Source organism: Massilia jejuensis, from assembly GCF_042656795.1.
In the GTDB taxonomy this organism is placed as follows: Bacteria; Pseudomonadota; Gammaproteobacteria; order Burkholderiales; family Burkholderiaceae_D; genus Telluria; species Telluria jejuensis.
Genome location: NZ_JBHSMS010000036.1, coordinates 301864 through 316510, shown reverse-complemented (window position 1 = coordinate 316510; position 14647 = coordinate 301864). Strand labels below are relative to the sequence as shown.

The following is a 14647-nucleotide window of genomic DNA, read 5'->3' as shown; positions in this document are numbered from 1 at the left end:
GCGAGGACACGGGCCGAAACCCAACCGATCGCGGCAAACTCGGCTGCAAACACCATTTGCTGGTGGATGAGCGTGGGCTTCCCCTAGTGGCCCAGATCTCGGCGCGCAAGGTGCACGACTCTCGTTTCCTCATCCCGTTGGTAGAGTCAATCCCGGCAGTTAAGGGGCTGGCAGGCCGTGCCCGCAAACGCCCAGGTAAGCTGCATGCCGATCGAGCGTACGCTTCGAGAGCCCATCGGGCTTGGCTGCGCAGTCGGGGCATCGCGGCTCGTATCGCGCGCTACGGCGTGGAGTCGCGCGAAAGGCTTGGACGGTGGCGTTGGGTCGTCGAGCGAACTTTGGGTTGGCTACACCGCTTCCGCAGATTGCGCATCCGGCATGAGCGACGAGCAGACGTACACCAGGCGTTCCTAACGCTTGCCTGCTCGCTCATCTGTTGGCGGTATGTCGAGAGGTTTTGTTAGGTGCTCTTAGCCATGTTGTGAAGCGTCTTGCCTGCATGCCAGACTCCGCTCGATGGTCGAATAGCAGTTCGACCTCGCTAGAGCCCAGCAGTTCAATTTCTACACGTAGCGGTGACAGCGCCTGGTTTTTCTGTTCGCTTTGCTGAAAAACGCCGAATGCCCGGCAAAACTGTTGTTTCGGGGTGGCCGGGCACGGGGCTAACGGTTACACTTGCGTCAGTTTTGATTCCGGCCGAGAAAGCGCATGATCAACGTATTTGTCCTACAAAATGGCCGTCTGAACCAGGTTCCCATCGCCTCGCGCGCGGACCTGGAGAACGCCGCGCCTGTCTGGGTCGATCTCACCGATCCGGATGACGACGAACGCGCGTGGGTCAAGGCCATCTACGGGGTCATCCTGCCGGGCGAAGACGAAGTGTCGGACATCGAAGCCTCGGCCCGCTACTACGAAGCCGAAAACGGCGACCTGCACCTGCGCACCGATTTCCTGCGCGAGGAAGACGACGGCCCCTCGCGCGTGGTCACCGTCGCCTTCATTTTGTCGGGCAAGATGCTGTTTTCGGTGCACAACGACGACCTGCCGGTGTTTCGCCTGGTGCGCATGCGCGCCCGTTCGCGTCCCGGCTCGATCGCCGACTACATGGACGTGCTGCTCGACCTGTACGCGACCGACGCCGAATACTCGGCAGATGCCCTGGAAGGCATCTACGAGAGCCTGGAAGAAGTCTCGACGCGCGTGCTGCAAAAGGAATTCACCGACCAGGACGCGGCCGCCGCGCTGAACTCGATCGCGCACGAGGAAGACTTGAACGGCCGCATCCGCCGCAACATGATGGACACGCGGCGCGCCGTCAGTTTCCTGATGCGCGGCCGGCTGCTGAACTCGGAACAGTTCGACGAAGCGCGCCAGATCCTGCGCGACATCGAATCGCTCGACGGCCACACTTCTTTCCTGTTCGACAAGGTCAACTTCCTGATGGATGCCACCGTCGGCTTCATCAACATCAACCAGAACAAGGTCATCAAGATGTTTTCGGTGGCCTCGGTCGTGTTCCTGCCGCCGACGATGATCGCCAGTATCTACGGCATGAACTTCCAGAAGTGGTTCCCGGAGCTGAACTGGACCTATGGCTATCCATTCGCGCTGGGACTGATGGTGGCGAGCGCGATCGCGCCGCTGTGGTATTTCAGGAAGCGGGGCTGGCTGAAGCTGGCGTAAGGCCGGGGCCAAGATGCACCCAGTTAATGAAATAAAATTTCAAAATAGTAAAATAAATGAAATTTTATTTCGCCGCCATCGGCGTCACGGGTTCGCGGAATCCTTCGCCGCCATCCTCGCAGCGCATCTTGCTGACCACCTTGCCGCGCCGCGCGACGATCACGCCATCCTCGAAGGCCGGCGTCGTGCCATCCTCTTCGCGCGCCACCTTGCTGTAGACGGTATAGGTGTAGGCGCCGCGCCGGAACGCCACCGTCGTCTCGCCCCCGCCCACCAGCGGCGCCGACTTCACCGTGAACGCCGCGCCGGCATGGCGCCCGGGTTCGGGATAGCTCAGTTCGAGCTTTTCCGGTCCGCCGTAGCGGTAGCTGAGCATGCCGCGGTCGCCGGCGGGGCGGCACAGCGAGACCAGCTTGCTGCCGACATGGCAGGCGAATACGACCGGTTCGTTCGGCGCGCACAGCGACGCGGCGCGCGCCGGGGCCGCGCAGCAGCAGCTGGCCGCCACGATCAGGCTAGATACCCAGGGCTTTCTTGATGCTCGCAAGGCGTGCTCCGCGATCTTCCAGTCCGTTCAAGGCGCCGTTGACGGCGCGGGTGACTTGCTCGAGGTCGTCCAGGTCGGCAAGCGCATTGACTGTACGCGCATCCCAGTAATAGAAAGCCGATTCGATGGCGTATTTGAGTTCGGTCATGAGCAGGTCGGGTTCGGCGACGAAATCGCGTGGGTCCTGTGGCGTGCGCGCATTGTGCGCTTGCGTGAAGGCCGCGTAATTGGTCTTGCCGGTCAGCTGGATCAGGCCGCGCCCGCGGTAGCGGTAGCCGTCGCCCGAGGCTTCGTCGCCGTTGCCGAGGCGGTTGGCGTAGACATAGGCCAGCAGGCGCTCGGGGTTGCCGGCATAGCTGTCCGCTTCCAGCCAGAGTTTCGGCCGCAGGCGCGCCGGCTGGCCGTCCGGTCCGAGGCGGCAGTCGTCGGCGAGGCGGTCGTAGTGACGGCGTCCGCCGCGGCAGCCGAAAATCTCGCGCATGCGCGGCGCCGAATAATGGCCGTTTTCCTCGGCCGCCCGAAAACCGCTTTCATGCCCGATCTGGGCCAGGAAATGGGCCAGGCGCAGGGCGGTATCGACTTCATAGCGGCGCGCGTAATCGTTCAGGGTCTCGGCGATGGCGGCATAGTATGCGTCGGCGTTGGATGGATCGGCCGCGCGCAGCAGCGCGACCGTGACCACCGCCGGCCCGGTCTGGGGCAGCGGCTGCTGCGAGCGCGCCACCCGCGAACGGGGCGCGCCGGGAGGAGAGCGTCGGAGTCGTGCCATGATCAAACCCAGCCGGAGTTGGGTCATCATGGCACAAGGCGGGGACGGCGCCGCGCGCCCGACGACGCCCCGTTTGCTTTGCCTTAAGCGATGCGGGCGAAGACTTTCCGCGCAGCTGCGATCGTTTCCGCAATGACCGCATCGTCGTGCGCGGCGGACACGAAACCGGCTTCGAACATGGCCGGCGCGAAATACACGCCTTCGTCCAGCATGCCGTGGAAGAAGGCATTGAAGCGGTCCTTGTCGCCGGCCATCATCTGGCCATAGGTCATCGGCACCGTCGCGCTGAAGTACATGCCGAACATGCCGCCCACCGCATCGCCGCAGAAAGCGATGCCGGCTTCGTGCGCCGCTTGCGTCAGGCCCTCGACCAGCTTTTCGCCGGTCGCGCTCAGCTTCTCGTAGAAGCCCGGCTCCTGCACGATCTTCAGGGTCGTCATGCCGGCGGCGACCGCGACCGGATTGCCCGACAGGGTGCCGGCCTGGTAGACCGGGCCGAGCGGGGCCATCTGCTGCATCAGTTCGCGCTTGCCGCCGAAGGCCGCGACCGGCAAGCCGCCGCCGATGACCTTGCCGAGGGCGGTCAGGTCGGGGGCGATGCCGTACATTGCCTGGGCGCCGCCGAGGCCGACGCGAAAGCCGCACATGACTTCGTCGAAGATCAGCACGGCGCCGTGTTCGGTACACAGCTCGCGCATGCGCTGCAGGAATGCCGGCGTGGCGCGGATCAGGTTCATGTTGCCGGCGACCGGTTCCACGATCACGCAGGCGATGGTGTCGCCCATCGACGCGAACGCGTCTTCCAGCTGGGGCACGTTGTTATAGTCGAGCACCAGCGTGTGTTTCACGAAATCTTCCGGCACGCCGGCCGAGGTCGGGTTGCCGAACGTGAGCAGGCCGGAGCCGGCTTTCACCAGCAGCGAATCGGCGTGGCCGTGGTAGCAGCCTTCGAACTTGACGATCTTGTCGCGGCCGGTGGCGCCGCGCGCCAGGCGCAGGGCGCTCATGGTCGCTTCGGTGCCGGAGGAGACCAGGCGCACCTGCTCGATCGAGGGCATCAGCTTGCAGATTTCCTCGGCGATGTCGATTTCGCCTTCGGTCGGCGCGCCGAACGAGAGGCCATGCGCGGCCGCCTCCTGCACCGCCTTGATCACTGCCGGATGGGCGTGGCCGACGATGGCCGGCCCCCAGGAGCCGATGTAGTCGATGTAGCGCTTGCCGTCGGCATCCCAGAAATACGGTCCCTCGGCGCGCGTGATGAAACGCGGCGTGCCGCCGACCGAGCGGAAGGCGCGCACCGGCGAGTTTACGCCGCCGGGGGTGGTTTCCTGGGCGCGGGCGAACAGGGTTTCGTTTCTGGAAACGGTAGGCTCAATCTTCATGTCTAGGAAACTTTCTTGATGCCGGCCTGCGGCAAGAGGCGGTAAAAACGGTTGGGAACGAGCTTGCCCATGCCGAAGCGCTGGGCATGGAGCAGGGCGCCGTAGGTATAGTCCTGGGCCGCGCGCAGCGCTTCGACGGCATCCATGCCGCGCGCCATGGCGGCGGCCAGGGCGCCCGAGAGCGTGCAGCCGGCGCCGACGAAATGCCCAGGCAGGTGCTGCCAGTCGAGGGTGGTGACGCCTTCGTCGCGGTCGAACAGGGTGTTGGTGCGCTTGTGGCCGCTGCCGGCGGTGCCGGTCACGAGCACGTACTGGCAGCCGCGCGCGGTCAGTTCGGCCACGTCGCTTGCGAGCGAGCCTTCGGCGCCGCTGTCGTTGCCCGCTTCGCGCCAGAGTTCGGCCATGCGCCCCAGCTCCGATTGCGACAGTTGCAATACCGTCGCCTGGGGGGCGAGGATTTGCCGGATCGAGGCGACGATGTCCTCGTCCGACATGCCCGAGTCGGGCAGGGCGGTCAGGAAGGGATCGACGATCAGCGGCACCTCGGCATAGTCCGAGACGATCTCGGCGATCGCGGCGGCCTGCTCGATGCTGGCGATGGCGCCGATCTTGACGGCGGCGATCGGCATGTCCTCGAGCACCTGGCGCGCCTGGTCGGCCATGACGCCGGTATCGACTTCATGCCATTCCTCCACGCGTGCGCTGTCCGATACCAGCAGCGCGGTGCTGATGGAGAGGGCGTGGCAGCCGTGGGCGGCGAAGGTGGCGATGTCGGCCTGCACGCCAAGGGCGCCGACCGGATCGGATACACCAAATGTGAGAATCAGCGGAGACGGTTGGTTTTGCACGACGGGTAGATTAAGATACCTGATTCTGCATTTTACTAGATCGAAGGAAGACAACGTGAGTAAAGAGATGAGCGCGGATGCGACCGTGGCGGCCTACCAGACCTGGATGTGCCTGATCTGCGGCTGGGTCTACGACGAAGAAGCGGGCGCACCCGAGGATAATATCGCGCCCGGTACCCGCTGGGCCGATGTGCCGATGAACTGGACCTGCCCGGAATGCGGTGCGCGCAAGGACGATTTCGAGATGACCGCGATCTGACCGGGAAACCGCGACAAACGGGTGCGCATCGGAGCGTGTCGGGGCCGCCCAGGCTTGCGATGCGCGCCAGCCGGCGCCCGCAAGGCCCGACACGCCATTTTTATTGCCAATCAATCAATTAGGTTATCAAGCACACCCCACCCGATAACGTAATTTCTAGCTCTTCCAGCAAGCTTTTCCCCTCCCCATTCCCTCGTAGTTACCTTCGTGCAACACTTCGCGCACAAGCCGATCTCCCTATGCTATCGTGGCAATCCATGCTGAAGTGAAACGAAAATGACGACATCGCAGCACTCGACGGAGCCGGGCGGCCTGACCGTCATGGTGGTCGACGACAGCAACACGATCCGCCGTTCGGCCGAGATTTTCCTCACCCAGGCGGGCTACCGCGTGGTGCTGGCCGAGGACGGTTTCGACGCGCTGGCCAAGATCAACGACCACCATCCGGCGCTCGTATTCTGCGACATCCTCATGCCGCGCCTGGACGGTTACCAGACCTGCGCCCTGATCAAGAAAAGCGCGCGCTTCCATGCGACGCCGGTGGTCATGCTGTCCTCGAAAGACGGCCTGTTCGACCGCGCGCGCGGCGCGATGGTCGGTTCGAGCGCCTATCTCACCAAGCCGTTTTCCAAAGATACCCTGCTCGCGGCGGTGCGCGAGCACACGGCCCCGAAAGCCTGAACCCCTGAATTGCGGAGCCCCCGTGGCCATACACAAGATCCTGATCGTCGACGACTCTCCGACCGAACGCTACTACCTGACCGACATCCTGGTCAAAAACGGCTTTTCCGTCGCCACCGCCGACAATGGCGAGGACGCCCTGGCCCAGATGCGCGCCGACCGCCCGCAGCTGATCCTGATGGATGTCGTCATGCCCGGCGCGAACGGCTTCCAGGTGACGCGCTCGATCGCGCGCGATCCCGAGCTGGCCGCCGTCCCGGTCATCATCTGCAGCAGCAAGAACCAGGAAACCGACCGTATCTGGGGCATGCGCCAGGGCGCCAGGGATTATTTCGTCAAGCCGGTCGACCCGGCCCGGCTGCTGGCGCGCATCGCCGCGCTCGGCGCCTGATGAACGCGCCCGCCGATAGCGCCGCGCCCGCGCCGCAAGCGGCGCGCCGCACCCGCCTGCGCGACTACCAGGCGCAGCTGCTGGCGCGGATGCAGGCCGCGCAAAGCGGCGCCGCCCAGGCCCATCACCAGCTGGGCGTGGCCATCGGCGCGGCGCGCTACCTGCTCGAGCTCACCGAAGCCGGCGAGATCGTGCCTCCAGGCCTGCTGGCCGGCGTGCCGCTGACCCAGCCCTGGTACCTGGGCCTGGCCAACGTGCGCGGCAGCCTGCTCGGCGTGATCGACCTGGCGCGCTATTTCGACGCCGGCGCCAGCGCGGCCGGGCCGGACGCGCGCCTGGTGTCGCTGGCGCCGCGTCTGGGCTTGAATTGCGCGCTGCTGGTCACGCGCGTGTACGGCCTGCGCCGCGCCGGCGCGATGCAGGCCGAGGGCGCCACGCTGCGCGATGCCGACGGCCACGCATGGACGCCGCTGTCGCTGGCGGCGCTGGTGCGCGAAGAACGCTTCCTGCATGTCGCATCCGCAGCACGCTAACCAATTAAAACCGCAGCACCAGGAGCCGCAATGGGCATCGCGTCAAAGATGAGTCTGAATTTCCTCCCGAACGGGAAGGGCGACAACGATACCGTGCTGGCGTCGCCCGACACACGTTTCGGGGCCGATGTCCTGCCCGAAGCGCCAGCCGCACCGCCACCCGCGGGCGGCTCGGCCGAGGAAGCCATGCTGCGGCTCGGGAACGTGATGCGGCGCCGCGTGCCGGCCGCCGAGGACAGCGAGGACGAGGAAAACCTCAGCCTGCCGCTGATCGGCCACATGTCGCTGCCGCGCCAGCTGCGCATCCTGCTCGCCGCCTTCGCCGCCGGCATCTTGCTGACCATCCTGGCGATGTGGCAGAACGCCGCCGACAACGCCAGGGTCGCGGCGCAGATCCAGGTTGCCGGCGACATCCTGATGCACACCCAGCGCGCCGGCAAGGCCGCGCCGAACGCGCTGGCCGGCAATCCCGATTCCTTCGCCCAGCTCGACGAAAGCCGCGCCGAAGTCGACCGCAACATGCGCCTGCTGGCCCGGGGCGGCGAGCTCGGCGGCGTCAGCATTCCCGGCGCCGGCGGCCGCCAGGCCGCCCAGCTGGGACGGGTGCGCAATACCTGGAACGCGTCCGAGCAGGGCGCGGCCAACATCCTGAAAATGAAGCCGGCGCTGGTCGCCTTCGACAAGAGCGTGCGCCAGCTCGACGCGCTGGCCTCGGAAATGCTGGTCCTGACCGAAGACCTGATGGCGCAGAACGTCGAGCGCGGCGCCAGCGCGCGCGAGCTGGCCGCGATCGGCCGCATGATGATGCTGACCCAGCGCCTGGCGCGCGGCGCCAACCAGTTCTTCGCCATCGGCGTGCCGGGCGACGACGCCGCGGTGCGCATCGGCGCCGACAGCGCCGCCTTCGAGCATGCGCTCGGCACCCTGCTCGGCGGCGCCGCGGCCCAGCGCAATGCCGACCTGCGCGACAAGCTGGTGCAGGTGCAGACCCGCTTCAATGCCTTCCGCAAGGATTTCTCGCCCTTCCTCGACAATCCGGTCGCGTACTCGCAGGCACGCGCCGCGGCGCGCACCATCCACCGCGACAACGAAGTCGTCAAGAAGGAAGTGACGGCCTTGCAGGGCGGCTACCGCATGCAGCAGTCCTCGCAGAGCGGCTGGTTCTGGCTGCTGGTGGTGGCCTCGATCTTCACCCTGGCCACGGCCGGCTCGATCAGCCGCGTGATGCTGCAGGATTCGCGCAACCGCACCCGCGGCGCCGACGCGCGCCGCCGCGAAGCCGAGGCGATGCGCCAGCTGGCCCAGGCCAAGGAAGAAGAAGCCAAGGCCACCAACAACCAGAACCAGGCCGCGATCCTGCGCCTGATGAACGAACTGCAGGAAGTGGCCGACGGCGACCTGACCGTGCACGCCACCGTCTCGGAAGACATCACCGGCGCGATCGCCGACTCGGTCAACTACACGGTCGAGGAATTGCGCGGCCTGGTGCAGCGCGTGACCACCACCGCCGAGCAGGTGACGCTGGCCTCGAACGAAGCGCAGACGATTTCCACGGGCCTGCTGGGCGCGACCGAACAGCAGTCGCGCGAGATCGAGGATGCATCGAGCACCGTGCTGCGCATGGCCGGCGAGATCACGGACGTGTCGAAGTCGGCCAACGAATCGGCCGACGTGGCGCGCCAGTCGGTGCTTGCTGCCGAGCAGGGCGCGACCGCGGTGCAGAATGCGATCCTCGGCATGCACGAGATCCGCGAGCAGATCCAGGAAACCTCGAAGCGCATCAAGCGCCTGGGCGAATCGTCGCAGGAGATCGGCGAGATCACCGAACTCATTTCCGACATCACCGAACAGACCAACGTGCTGGCGCTGAACGCGGCGATCCAGGCGGCGTCGGCCGGCGAGGCCGGACGCGGCTTCTCGGTCGTGGCCGAAGAAGTGCAGCGCCTGGCCGAACGCTCGGGCGAGGCGGCCAAGCAGATCGGCGCGCTGGTGCGCACGATTCAGACCGATACCCACGACGCGGCGGCGGCGATGGAAAAATCGACCCAGGGCGTGGTCGAGGGCGCGCGCCTGTCGGACGCGGCGGGGGCGGCGCTGGCCGATATCTCGCGCGTGTCGAACCGCCTCGCGGAACTGATCCAGGGGATCTCGTTCGCGACCGGCCTGCAGGCGACGTCGGCCAACGGCGTGGCGCACAACATGCAGCACATCCTGTCGGTGACGGAGCATACCCAGGCCGGCACCGAGCAGACCGCGCAATCGATCCGCCAGCTGGCCATGCTGGCGCAGGAACTGAAAAACTCGGTGTCGCGCTTCCGCGTCGCCGCCTGAGCCGGATTTTTACCCGATAACGACGATGACTTCATCCCTGCCTGCGCCTGTTTTTGACACCGGTCCCCTGTCCTGGGTGATCGGCGAGATCCGCGGCGCGCTCGAGCGTTCCAGCGCCGCCCTGAACGACGCGGCCACGCGCTCGGCCGAAGCCCAGCCGACCCTGCTGCTGCATGCGAAGACGCACCTGCACCAGGCGCACGGCGCGCTGCAGATGGTCGATGTCGACGGCGTCGGCTTGCTCACCGCTTGCGCCGAGGAGGCGCTGGACCGCTTCAAGGAGCGCACGCTCGATTGCACGCCCGAGCATGCCAGGGCGGTGCGCGACGCATTCGGCGCGATCGGGGAGTACCTCGATGAACTGGTGGCGGGCAGCGCACCGCAGCCGCTGCGCCTGTTCCCCTATTACCGCGCGCTGCAGGAACTGCTGGGCGCCGAGCGCGTGCACCCGGCCGACCTGCTCGCCATCGACGCCGGCGTGACGCTGGCGCTGCCCGGCGCCGCCGTCCCCGACCATGCGGCCTGCCGCGCCCAGTTCGAAAAGGCGCTGCTGCCTTACCTGAAAAGCCCGGATGCGGCGGCCCAGCGCGCCAATGCGGGCCTGCTGGCCGAGGCCATCGCGCCGCTTGCGCGGGCCGGCGCCGACGCCGGGGCGCGCACCGCCTGGCGCGCGCTGCACACGGTCGCCACCCTGGTGGCCGACGGCACCCTGGCCGGCGACCTGTACGTGAAACAGCTGTTCGGCCAGATCAACCTGCAGCTGCGCCGCCTGGCGCAGGGCCAGCCCGGCCTGCCCGAATCGATGCTGCGCGACGCCCTGTTCTTCATCGCGGCGGCAAGCGAGGCCGGGGGCGAGGCCGCGCTGCTGCGGCGCGCGTTCCGTCTCGATGGCGCCGTGCCGCCCGATTACGCGGCGCGCCGCTACGGCAAGGTCGACCCGGCCGCGCTGAAGGAAGCGAAGGAGGCGCTGGCGCGCTCGAAGTCGGACTGGGACCAGCTGGCGCTGCACGCCGACCCGCTGCGCGAAGCCGGCTTCAATGCGGCCCTCGCGACCCTGGCCGGCGCCAGCGACAAGCTGGGCGCGCCGGCGCTGGCGCAGCTGCTGCGCGAACTCGGCCAGGCCGCGCAGGATTCGATCGCGCAAGGGCGCAACGACCAGTTCAAGCTCGAGATGGCGGCCGCCATGCTGTTCGTCGAACATGGCCTGGACCAGGTGCGCAAGCTGCCCGACGATTTCGGCCAGCATGCCGCGCAGGTCGGCCAACGCCTGCTGGCGCTGGCCGCCGGCGAAACCCCGCCCGCGGCGCCCGATTGGCAGAATGAATTGGCGCACCGGATCCAGCAGGGCCAGACCGTGGCCGTGCTGGCGGGCGAGATCAAGTCGGGCCTGCGCCAGGTCGAAAAGCTGCTCGACGAATACTACGAAGCGCCGCAGCACAAGCGCGGCGCGCTCGTCGCGGCCGGCCCGGTGCTGCACCAGATCCAGGGTGCGCTCTCCATCCTCGACCAGGAAGCGGCGGCGCGCACCGCGCACCATGTGCGCGAGGCGGTGGCCACGCTGGCCGAGGGCGACGGCGACGTCCAGGCCCAGGCCGGCGCCTTGCACAACATCGCGCGCAACATCGGCGCCCTCGGCTTCTTCTCCGACATGCTCGCCCAGGACAGCGATGGCGCGCGCAGCCGTTTCATGTTCGACGACGAAGCCGGCCTGCTGCGCGAACTGACGCCCGAGCAGGCCGGCGCGCGGGCGCCGGCGGCCGCCGCCGCGCCCGGGCCGGTGGAAACGCCCGCCGCGATGCCGGACGCGGGCGGCATCGACGCCGAACTGCTTGAGATTTTCGTTGCCGAAGCCGGTGAAGTACTGGCGACGGTCGCCGCCACGCTGCCCGGCCTGCGCCAGCAGCCGGATGCGCAGGATGCGCTGACGATCGTGCGGCGCGCCTTCCACACGCTCAAGGGCAGCGCGCGCATGGTCAGCCTCGACGAATTCGCGGCCGGCGCCGCGGCGGTCGAGAAGACCATGAATGCCTGGCTGGCCGACGGCCGCGCCGCCACGCCCGATCTGCTCGACCTGGCCGAGCACGCGCATGCGGCCTTGACGCCGTGGGTGGCCGAACTGGCCGCTCACGCAAGCTCGGCCCGCCTCGGCGCGGACTTGATCGCGGCGGCCGAGCGCGTGCAGGCCGGCGCCGTCTTCGCGCTCGACGAAACGCCGGCGCCGGCGCAACCCGCCGCAGCGGCACCGGCCGTCGCGCCTGAAACACAGGAACAACGCGAAACGGCGAGCAACGTGATCGCGCTGCCGACCGCCACCCGTCCGGCGCCTGCGGCCGACGAGAACATGCATCGCGTCGGCAGCATCGAGATCGCGCTGGCCCTGTACAACATCTATGTCGCCGAGACCGACGAGCTGGTGCGCCTGCTCGAACGCGATTTCGGCGAGTGGCGCCACGAGGCCGGCCGCCCGGTCAGCCCCGAGGCCCTGAAGGCCGTGCACACCTTGTGCGGCATCTCGGGCACGGTCGGTTTCCTGGCCCTGCGCGACCTGGCCCAGGCGCTGGAGACGGCGCTCGAGATGCTGGCCGCGCCGGCCCCGGCGCTGGCGCCGGAACAGCATGACGTGCTCGATGCCGTCCTGGCGCGCCTGCGCCAGATGCTGCAAGCCTTCGGGCGCGACGAACTGGCCGGCCAGCAGCCGGACATGCTGGCCCGCCTCGACACCCTGTGCCAGGCCCTGGCGCGGCAGCAGGCCGCCGCCGCGTACGGCGGGGCCGATCCGGACCTGGCGCACCGGCTCGACGACCTGTTCGCGCAAGCCTACGGCAGCCTGCTGGCCGCGCCGCCGCCGGCGCACGACGACATCGCCCCTGCCGGGCCGGAAGGAATCCAGGCGCCGCAAGCCGGGACCGAAGCCCTGGCGCCGCCGGAAGCGATCGCGCGTTCCCTGGCCCTGCCGGCGGCCGGCGCGCCGCCGGCGGCCGAACCGCTGCCGCACGACGAGCTCGATCCCGACCTGCTGCCCGTGTTCCTGGAAGAGGCGGCCGACTTGCTGCCGCAGATCGGCAATGCCCTGCGCCAGTGGCAGCACAATCGGTTCGATCCGGCGCCGGCGCAAGGCTTGCTGCGCACGCTGCACACCGTGAAAGGCAGCGCGCGCATGGCCGGCGCGATGCGCATCGGCCAGCACACGCACGAACTCGAGACGCAAGTCGAGAACATGGTGCACGCGGGGACCACCGCGCCGGCCGCCTTCGACGAGCTGATGGCCAGCTACGACACGGCGCTGGCCTTGTTCGAGCAACTGGTCGAGCCGGCGCCGGCGACCGGCCCGGAAGCGGCGGCCAGCGAGGCGGCACCGGTCCCCGAGTCGCCGGCTCCGGCCGAGGCGCGCACGCCGCTGGTACGGGTGCGCGCCGACATCCTGGACCGCCTGGTGACCCAGGCCGGCGAGGTCTCGATCACGCGCTCGAAACTGGAAAACCAGATGGGCGTGCTCAAGGGCGCGCTGTCCGATTTCTCGGACAACCTGGGCCGCCTGCGGCGCCAGCTGCGCGAAGTCGAGATGCAGGCCGAGTCGCAGATCGCCTCGCGCATGTCGATCGCCGGCGAGCGCGAATTCGATCCGCTCGAATTCGACCGGTTTACGCGCCTGCAGGAATTGACGCGCATGATGGCCGAGAGCGTCAACGACGTGGCGTCCTTCCATGAATCGCTCTCGCGCACGGTCGACGGCGCTGGCGAGGAACTGGCCGCGCAGTCGCGCATGACGCGCGACCTGCAGCGCGACCTGATGCGGGTGCGGATGGTGCCCTTCGCCAGCCTGTCCGAGCGCCTGTTCCGGGTGGCGCGCCAGACGGCGAAAGAGACCGACAAGCGCGTCAACCTCGACGTGCATGGCGGCGCCGTGGAAATCGACCGCAGCGTGCTGGAACAGATGGCCGCCCCCTTCGAGCACCTGCTGCGCAACGCCATCGTGCACGGCATCGAGCCGCGCGGCGAACGCCTGGCCGCGGGCAAGCCCGAGACCGGCGAATTGCTGGTGCAGGTGAGCCAGGTCGGCAACGAAGTCGTGCTGCAGTTCAGCGACGACGGCGCCGGCCTCGACCTGGAACGGATTCGCGCCAAGGCAGCCGCCCTGGGCCTGGCCGCCCAGGATGCGCAACTGCGCGACGAGGACGCGGCCGAGCTGATCTTCGCGCCCGGGTTCTCGACCGCCGACACGCTCACCGAACTGGCCGGGCGCGGCGTCGGCATGGACGTGGTGCGTTCCGAGGCCCAGGCCCTGGGCGGACGCGTGGCGGTCGCCACCGTGCCCGGCCAGGGCGCGCGCTTCACGATCCGCCTGCCGCTGACGCTGGCGGTGACGCAGGTGGTGCTGGTGGCCAGTGCCGGCACCACCTACGCGCTGCCGTCGACCCTGGTCGAGCAGGTGCTGCAGGTGCGCGAGCCGGACCTGGCCGCGGCCGCGCTGGCGGGCACCCTGGAAGCGGGCGGGCGCCCGCTGCCCTTCCATTACCTGCCGGCCTTGCTGGGCGAAGGCGAGCGCTGCGAGCCGGGCCTGCGTGCGCGTCCGGTGCTGGTGCTGCACAGCGCGGGCGAGCGCATCGCCTTGCAGGTCGACGAGGTGCTGGGCAACCGCGAGGTGGTCATCAAGAACCTCGGGCCGCAGCTGGCGCGCGTGCCGGGCATCGCCGGTGCCACCGTGCTCGGCACGGGCGACATTGTCCTGATCCTCAATCCGCTGGCGCTGGGCCGCAATGCCGGCATCGTGACGGCGGCGCCCGTGGCCGGCCAGCCGGCGCCGGTGCAGCGCCCGACGGTGATGGTGGTCGACGATTCGCTGACCGTGCGCCGCGTGACCCAGCGCCTGCTCGAGCGCGAGGGTTACCGCGTCGCGCTGGCCAAGGATGGCGTCGACGCGCTGGAGCAGCTGCCGCAGGTGCGGCCCGACCTGATGCTGGTCGATATCGAGATGCCGCGCATGGACGGCTTCGACCTCGTGCGCCACGTGCGCAGCGACACGGCCACGGCGGCGCTGCCGGTCATCATGATCACCTCGCGCACGGCGGACAAGCACCGCAACGTGGCGCTGGGGCTGGGCGTGAATGCGTATTTCGGCAAGCCGTTCCAGGAGCCGGTGCTGCTGGGGGCGATTGCGGGCTTGTTGCAGCGCGAGGTGCCGCAAGGATAGCGTCGACGGCCCCGTCCGCCCCGCGTCAGCCG

12 protein-coding genes are annotated in these 14647 nt (G+C 68.3%); 8 read left to right on the top strand and 4 right to left on the bottom strand.

Going from position 1 to position 14647, the window contains the following annotated elements; all coding sequences use genetic code 11:
* Positions 1–464: IS5 family transposase (locus ACFPOU_RS11985; protein WP_379721225.1), on the top strand; the 464-nt coding region annotated here is incomplete at its 5' end.
* Positions 465–708: 244 nt separating this feature from the next.
* Entirely contained in the window at positions 709–1683 is a 975-nt protein-coding gene (corA, locus tag ACFPOU_RS11980) for a magnesium/cobalt transporter CorA (RefSeq protein ID WP_379721223.1), read from the top strand.
* Between the two features lie 64 nt (positions 1684–1747).
* Here the strand turns inward: corA and ACFPOU_RS11975 are convergent, their stop codons facing one another.
* The 4 genes from ACFPOU_RS11975 to thiD all read right to left on the bottom strand — a co-directional run bounded on the left by ACFPOU_RS11975 (position 1748) and on the right by thiD (position 5229).
* Entirely contained in the window at positions 1748–2230 is a 483-nt protein-coding gene (locus tag ACFPOU_RS11975; protein WP_379721221.1) for a hypothetical protein, read from the bottom strand.
* Positions 2199–2999 (bottom strand): glycoside hydrolase family 19 protein, encoded by an 801-nt coding sequence (locus tag ACFPOU_RS11970; RefSeq protein WP_379721219.1) that lies wholly within the window; start codon positions 2997–2999, stop codon positions 2199–2201. Before ACFPOU_RS11970 ends, ACFPOU_RS11975 begins: the two co-directional genes overlap by 32 nt.
* Before the next feature lie 83 nt (positions 3000–3082).
* Complete coding sequence (gene hemL / locus ACFPOU_RS11965; RefSeq protein WP_379721218.1) at positions 3083–4381, bottom strand: glutamate-1-semialdehyde 2,1-aminomutase; 1299 nt, start codon at positions 4379–4381, stop codon at positions 3083–3085.
* A 2-nt stretch (positions 4382–4383) separates the two neighbouring features.
* Positions 4384–5229, bottom strand: coding sequence for a bifunctional hydroxymethylpyrimidine kinase/phosphomethylpyrimidine kinase (gene thiD, locus ACFPOU_RS11960; RefSeq protein WP_379721216.1), 846 nt, complete (start codon positions 5227–5229; stop codon positions 4384–4386).
* A gap of 67 nt (positions 5230–5296) precedes the next feature.
* Here thiD and ACFPOU_RS11955 point away from each other — a divergent pair, with 67 nt between their 5' ends.
* The 6 genes from ACFPOU_RS11955 (at position 5297) to ACFPOU_RS11930 (ending at position 14615) form a co-directional block, all read left to right on the top strand.
* The gene (locus ACFPOU_RS11955) at positions 5297–5488 is read left to right on the top strand and encodes a rubredoxin (protein WP_379721252.1); all 192 of its coding nucleotides are present in this window, start codon (positions 5297–5299) and stop codon (positions 5486–5488) included.
* Positions 5489–5764: 276 nt separating this feature from the next.
* Entirely contained in the window at positions 5765–6169 is a 405-nt protein-coding gene (locus ACFPOU_RS11950) for a response regulator (RefSeq protein WP_379721214.1), read from the top strand.
* 22 nt (positions 6170–6191) lie between these two features.
* A complete protein-coding gene (locus ACFPOU_RS11945) occupies positions 6192–6560 on the top strand; it encodes a response regulator transcription factor (RefSeq protein WP_379721212.1) in 369 nt (122 codons plus the stop codon).
* Complete coding sequence (locus tag ACFPOU_RS11940; protein WP_379721210.1) at positions 6560–7093, top strand: chemotaxis protein CheW; 534 nt, start codon at positions 6560–6562, stop codon at positions 7091–7093. Before ACFPOU_RS11945 ends, ACFPOU_RS11940 begins: the two co-directional genes overlap by 1 nt.
* Before the next feature lie 30 nt (positions 7094–7123).
* The gene (locus tag ACFPOU_RS11935; protein WP_379721208.1) at positions 7124–9424 is read left to right on the top strand and encodes a methyl-accepting chemotaxis protein; all 2301 of its coding nucleotides are present in this window, start codon (positions 7124–7126) and stop codon (positions 9422–9424) included.
* Between the two features lie 25 nt (positions 9425–9449).
* Positions 9450–14615, top strand: a complete 5166-nt coding sequence (locus ACFPOU_RS11930) for a hybrid sensor histidine kinase/response regulator (protein ID WP_379721206.1) — start codon at positions 9450–9452, stop codon at positions 14613–14615.
* Positions 14616–14647: the final 32 nt, after the last annotated feature.

What these genes read in the sequence shown, in the direction of transcription:
- corA (WP_379721223.1), top strand. Translation starts at nt 709, where the DNA reads ATGATCAACGTATTTGTCCTACAAAATGGCCGTCTGAACCAGGTTCCC.
- ACFPOU_RS11970 (WP_379721219.1), bottom strand. Translation starts at nt 2,999, where the DNA reads ATGGCACGACTCCGACGCTCTCCTCCCGGCGCGCCCCGTTCGCGGGTG.
- hemL (WP_379721218.1), bottom strand. Translation starts at nt 4,381, where the DNA reads ATGAAGATTGAGCCTACCGTTTCCAGAAACGAAACCCTGTTCGCCCGC.
- ACFPOU_RS11955 (WP_379721252.1), top strand. Translation starts at nt 5,297, where the DNA reads ATGAGCGCGGATGCGACCGTGGCGGCCTACCAGACCTGGATGTGCCTG.
- ACFPOU_RS11950 (WP_379721214.1), top strand. Translation starts at nt 5,765, where the DNA reads ATGACGACATCGCAGCACTCGACGGAGCCGGGCGGCCTGACCGTCATG.
- ACFPOU_RS11940 (WP_379721210.1), top strand. Translation starts at nt 6,560, where the DNA reads ATGAACGCGCCCGCCGATAGCGCCGCGCCCGCGCCGCAAGCGGCGCGC.
- ACFPOU_RS11935 (WP_379721208.1), top strand. Translation starts at nt 7,124, where the DNA reads ATGGGCATCGCGTCAAAGATGAGTCTGAATTTCCTCCCGAACGGGAAG.
- ACFPOU_RS11930 (WP_379721206.1), top strand. Translation starts at nt 9,450, where the DNA reads ATGACTTCATCCCTGCCTGCGCCTGTTTTTGACACCGGTCCCCTGTCC.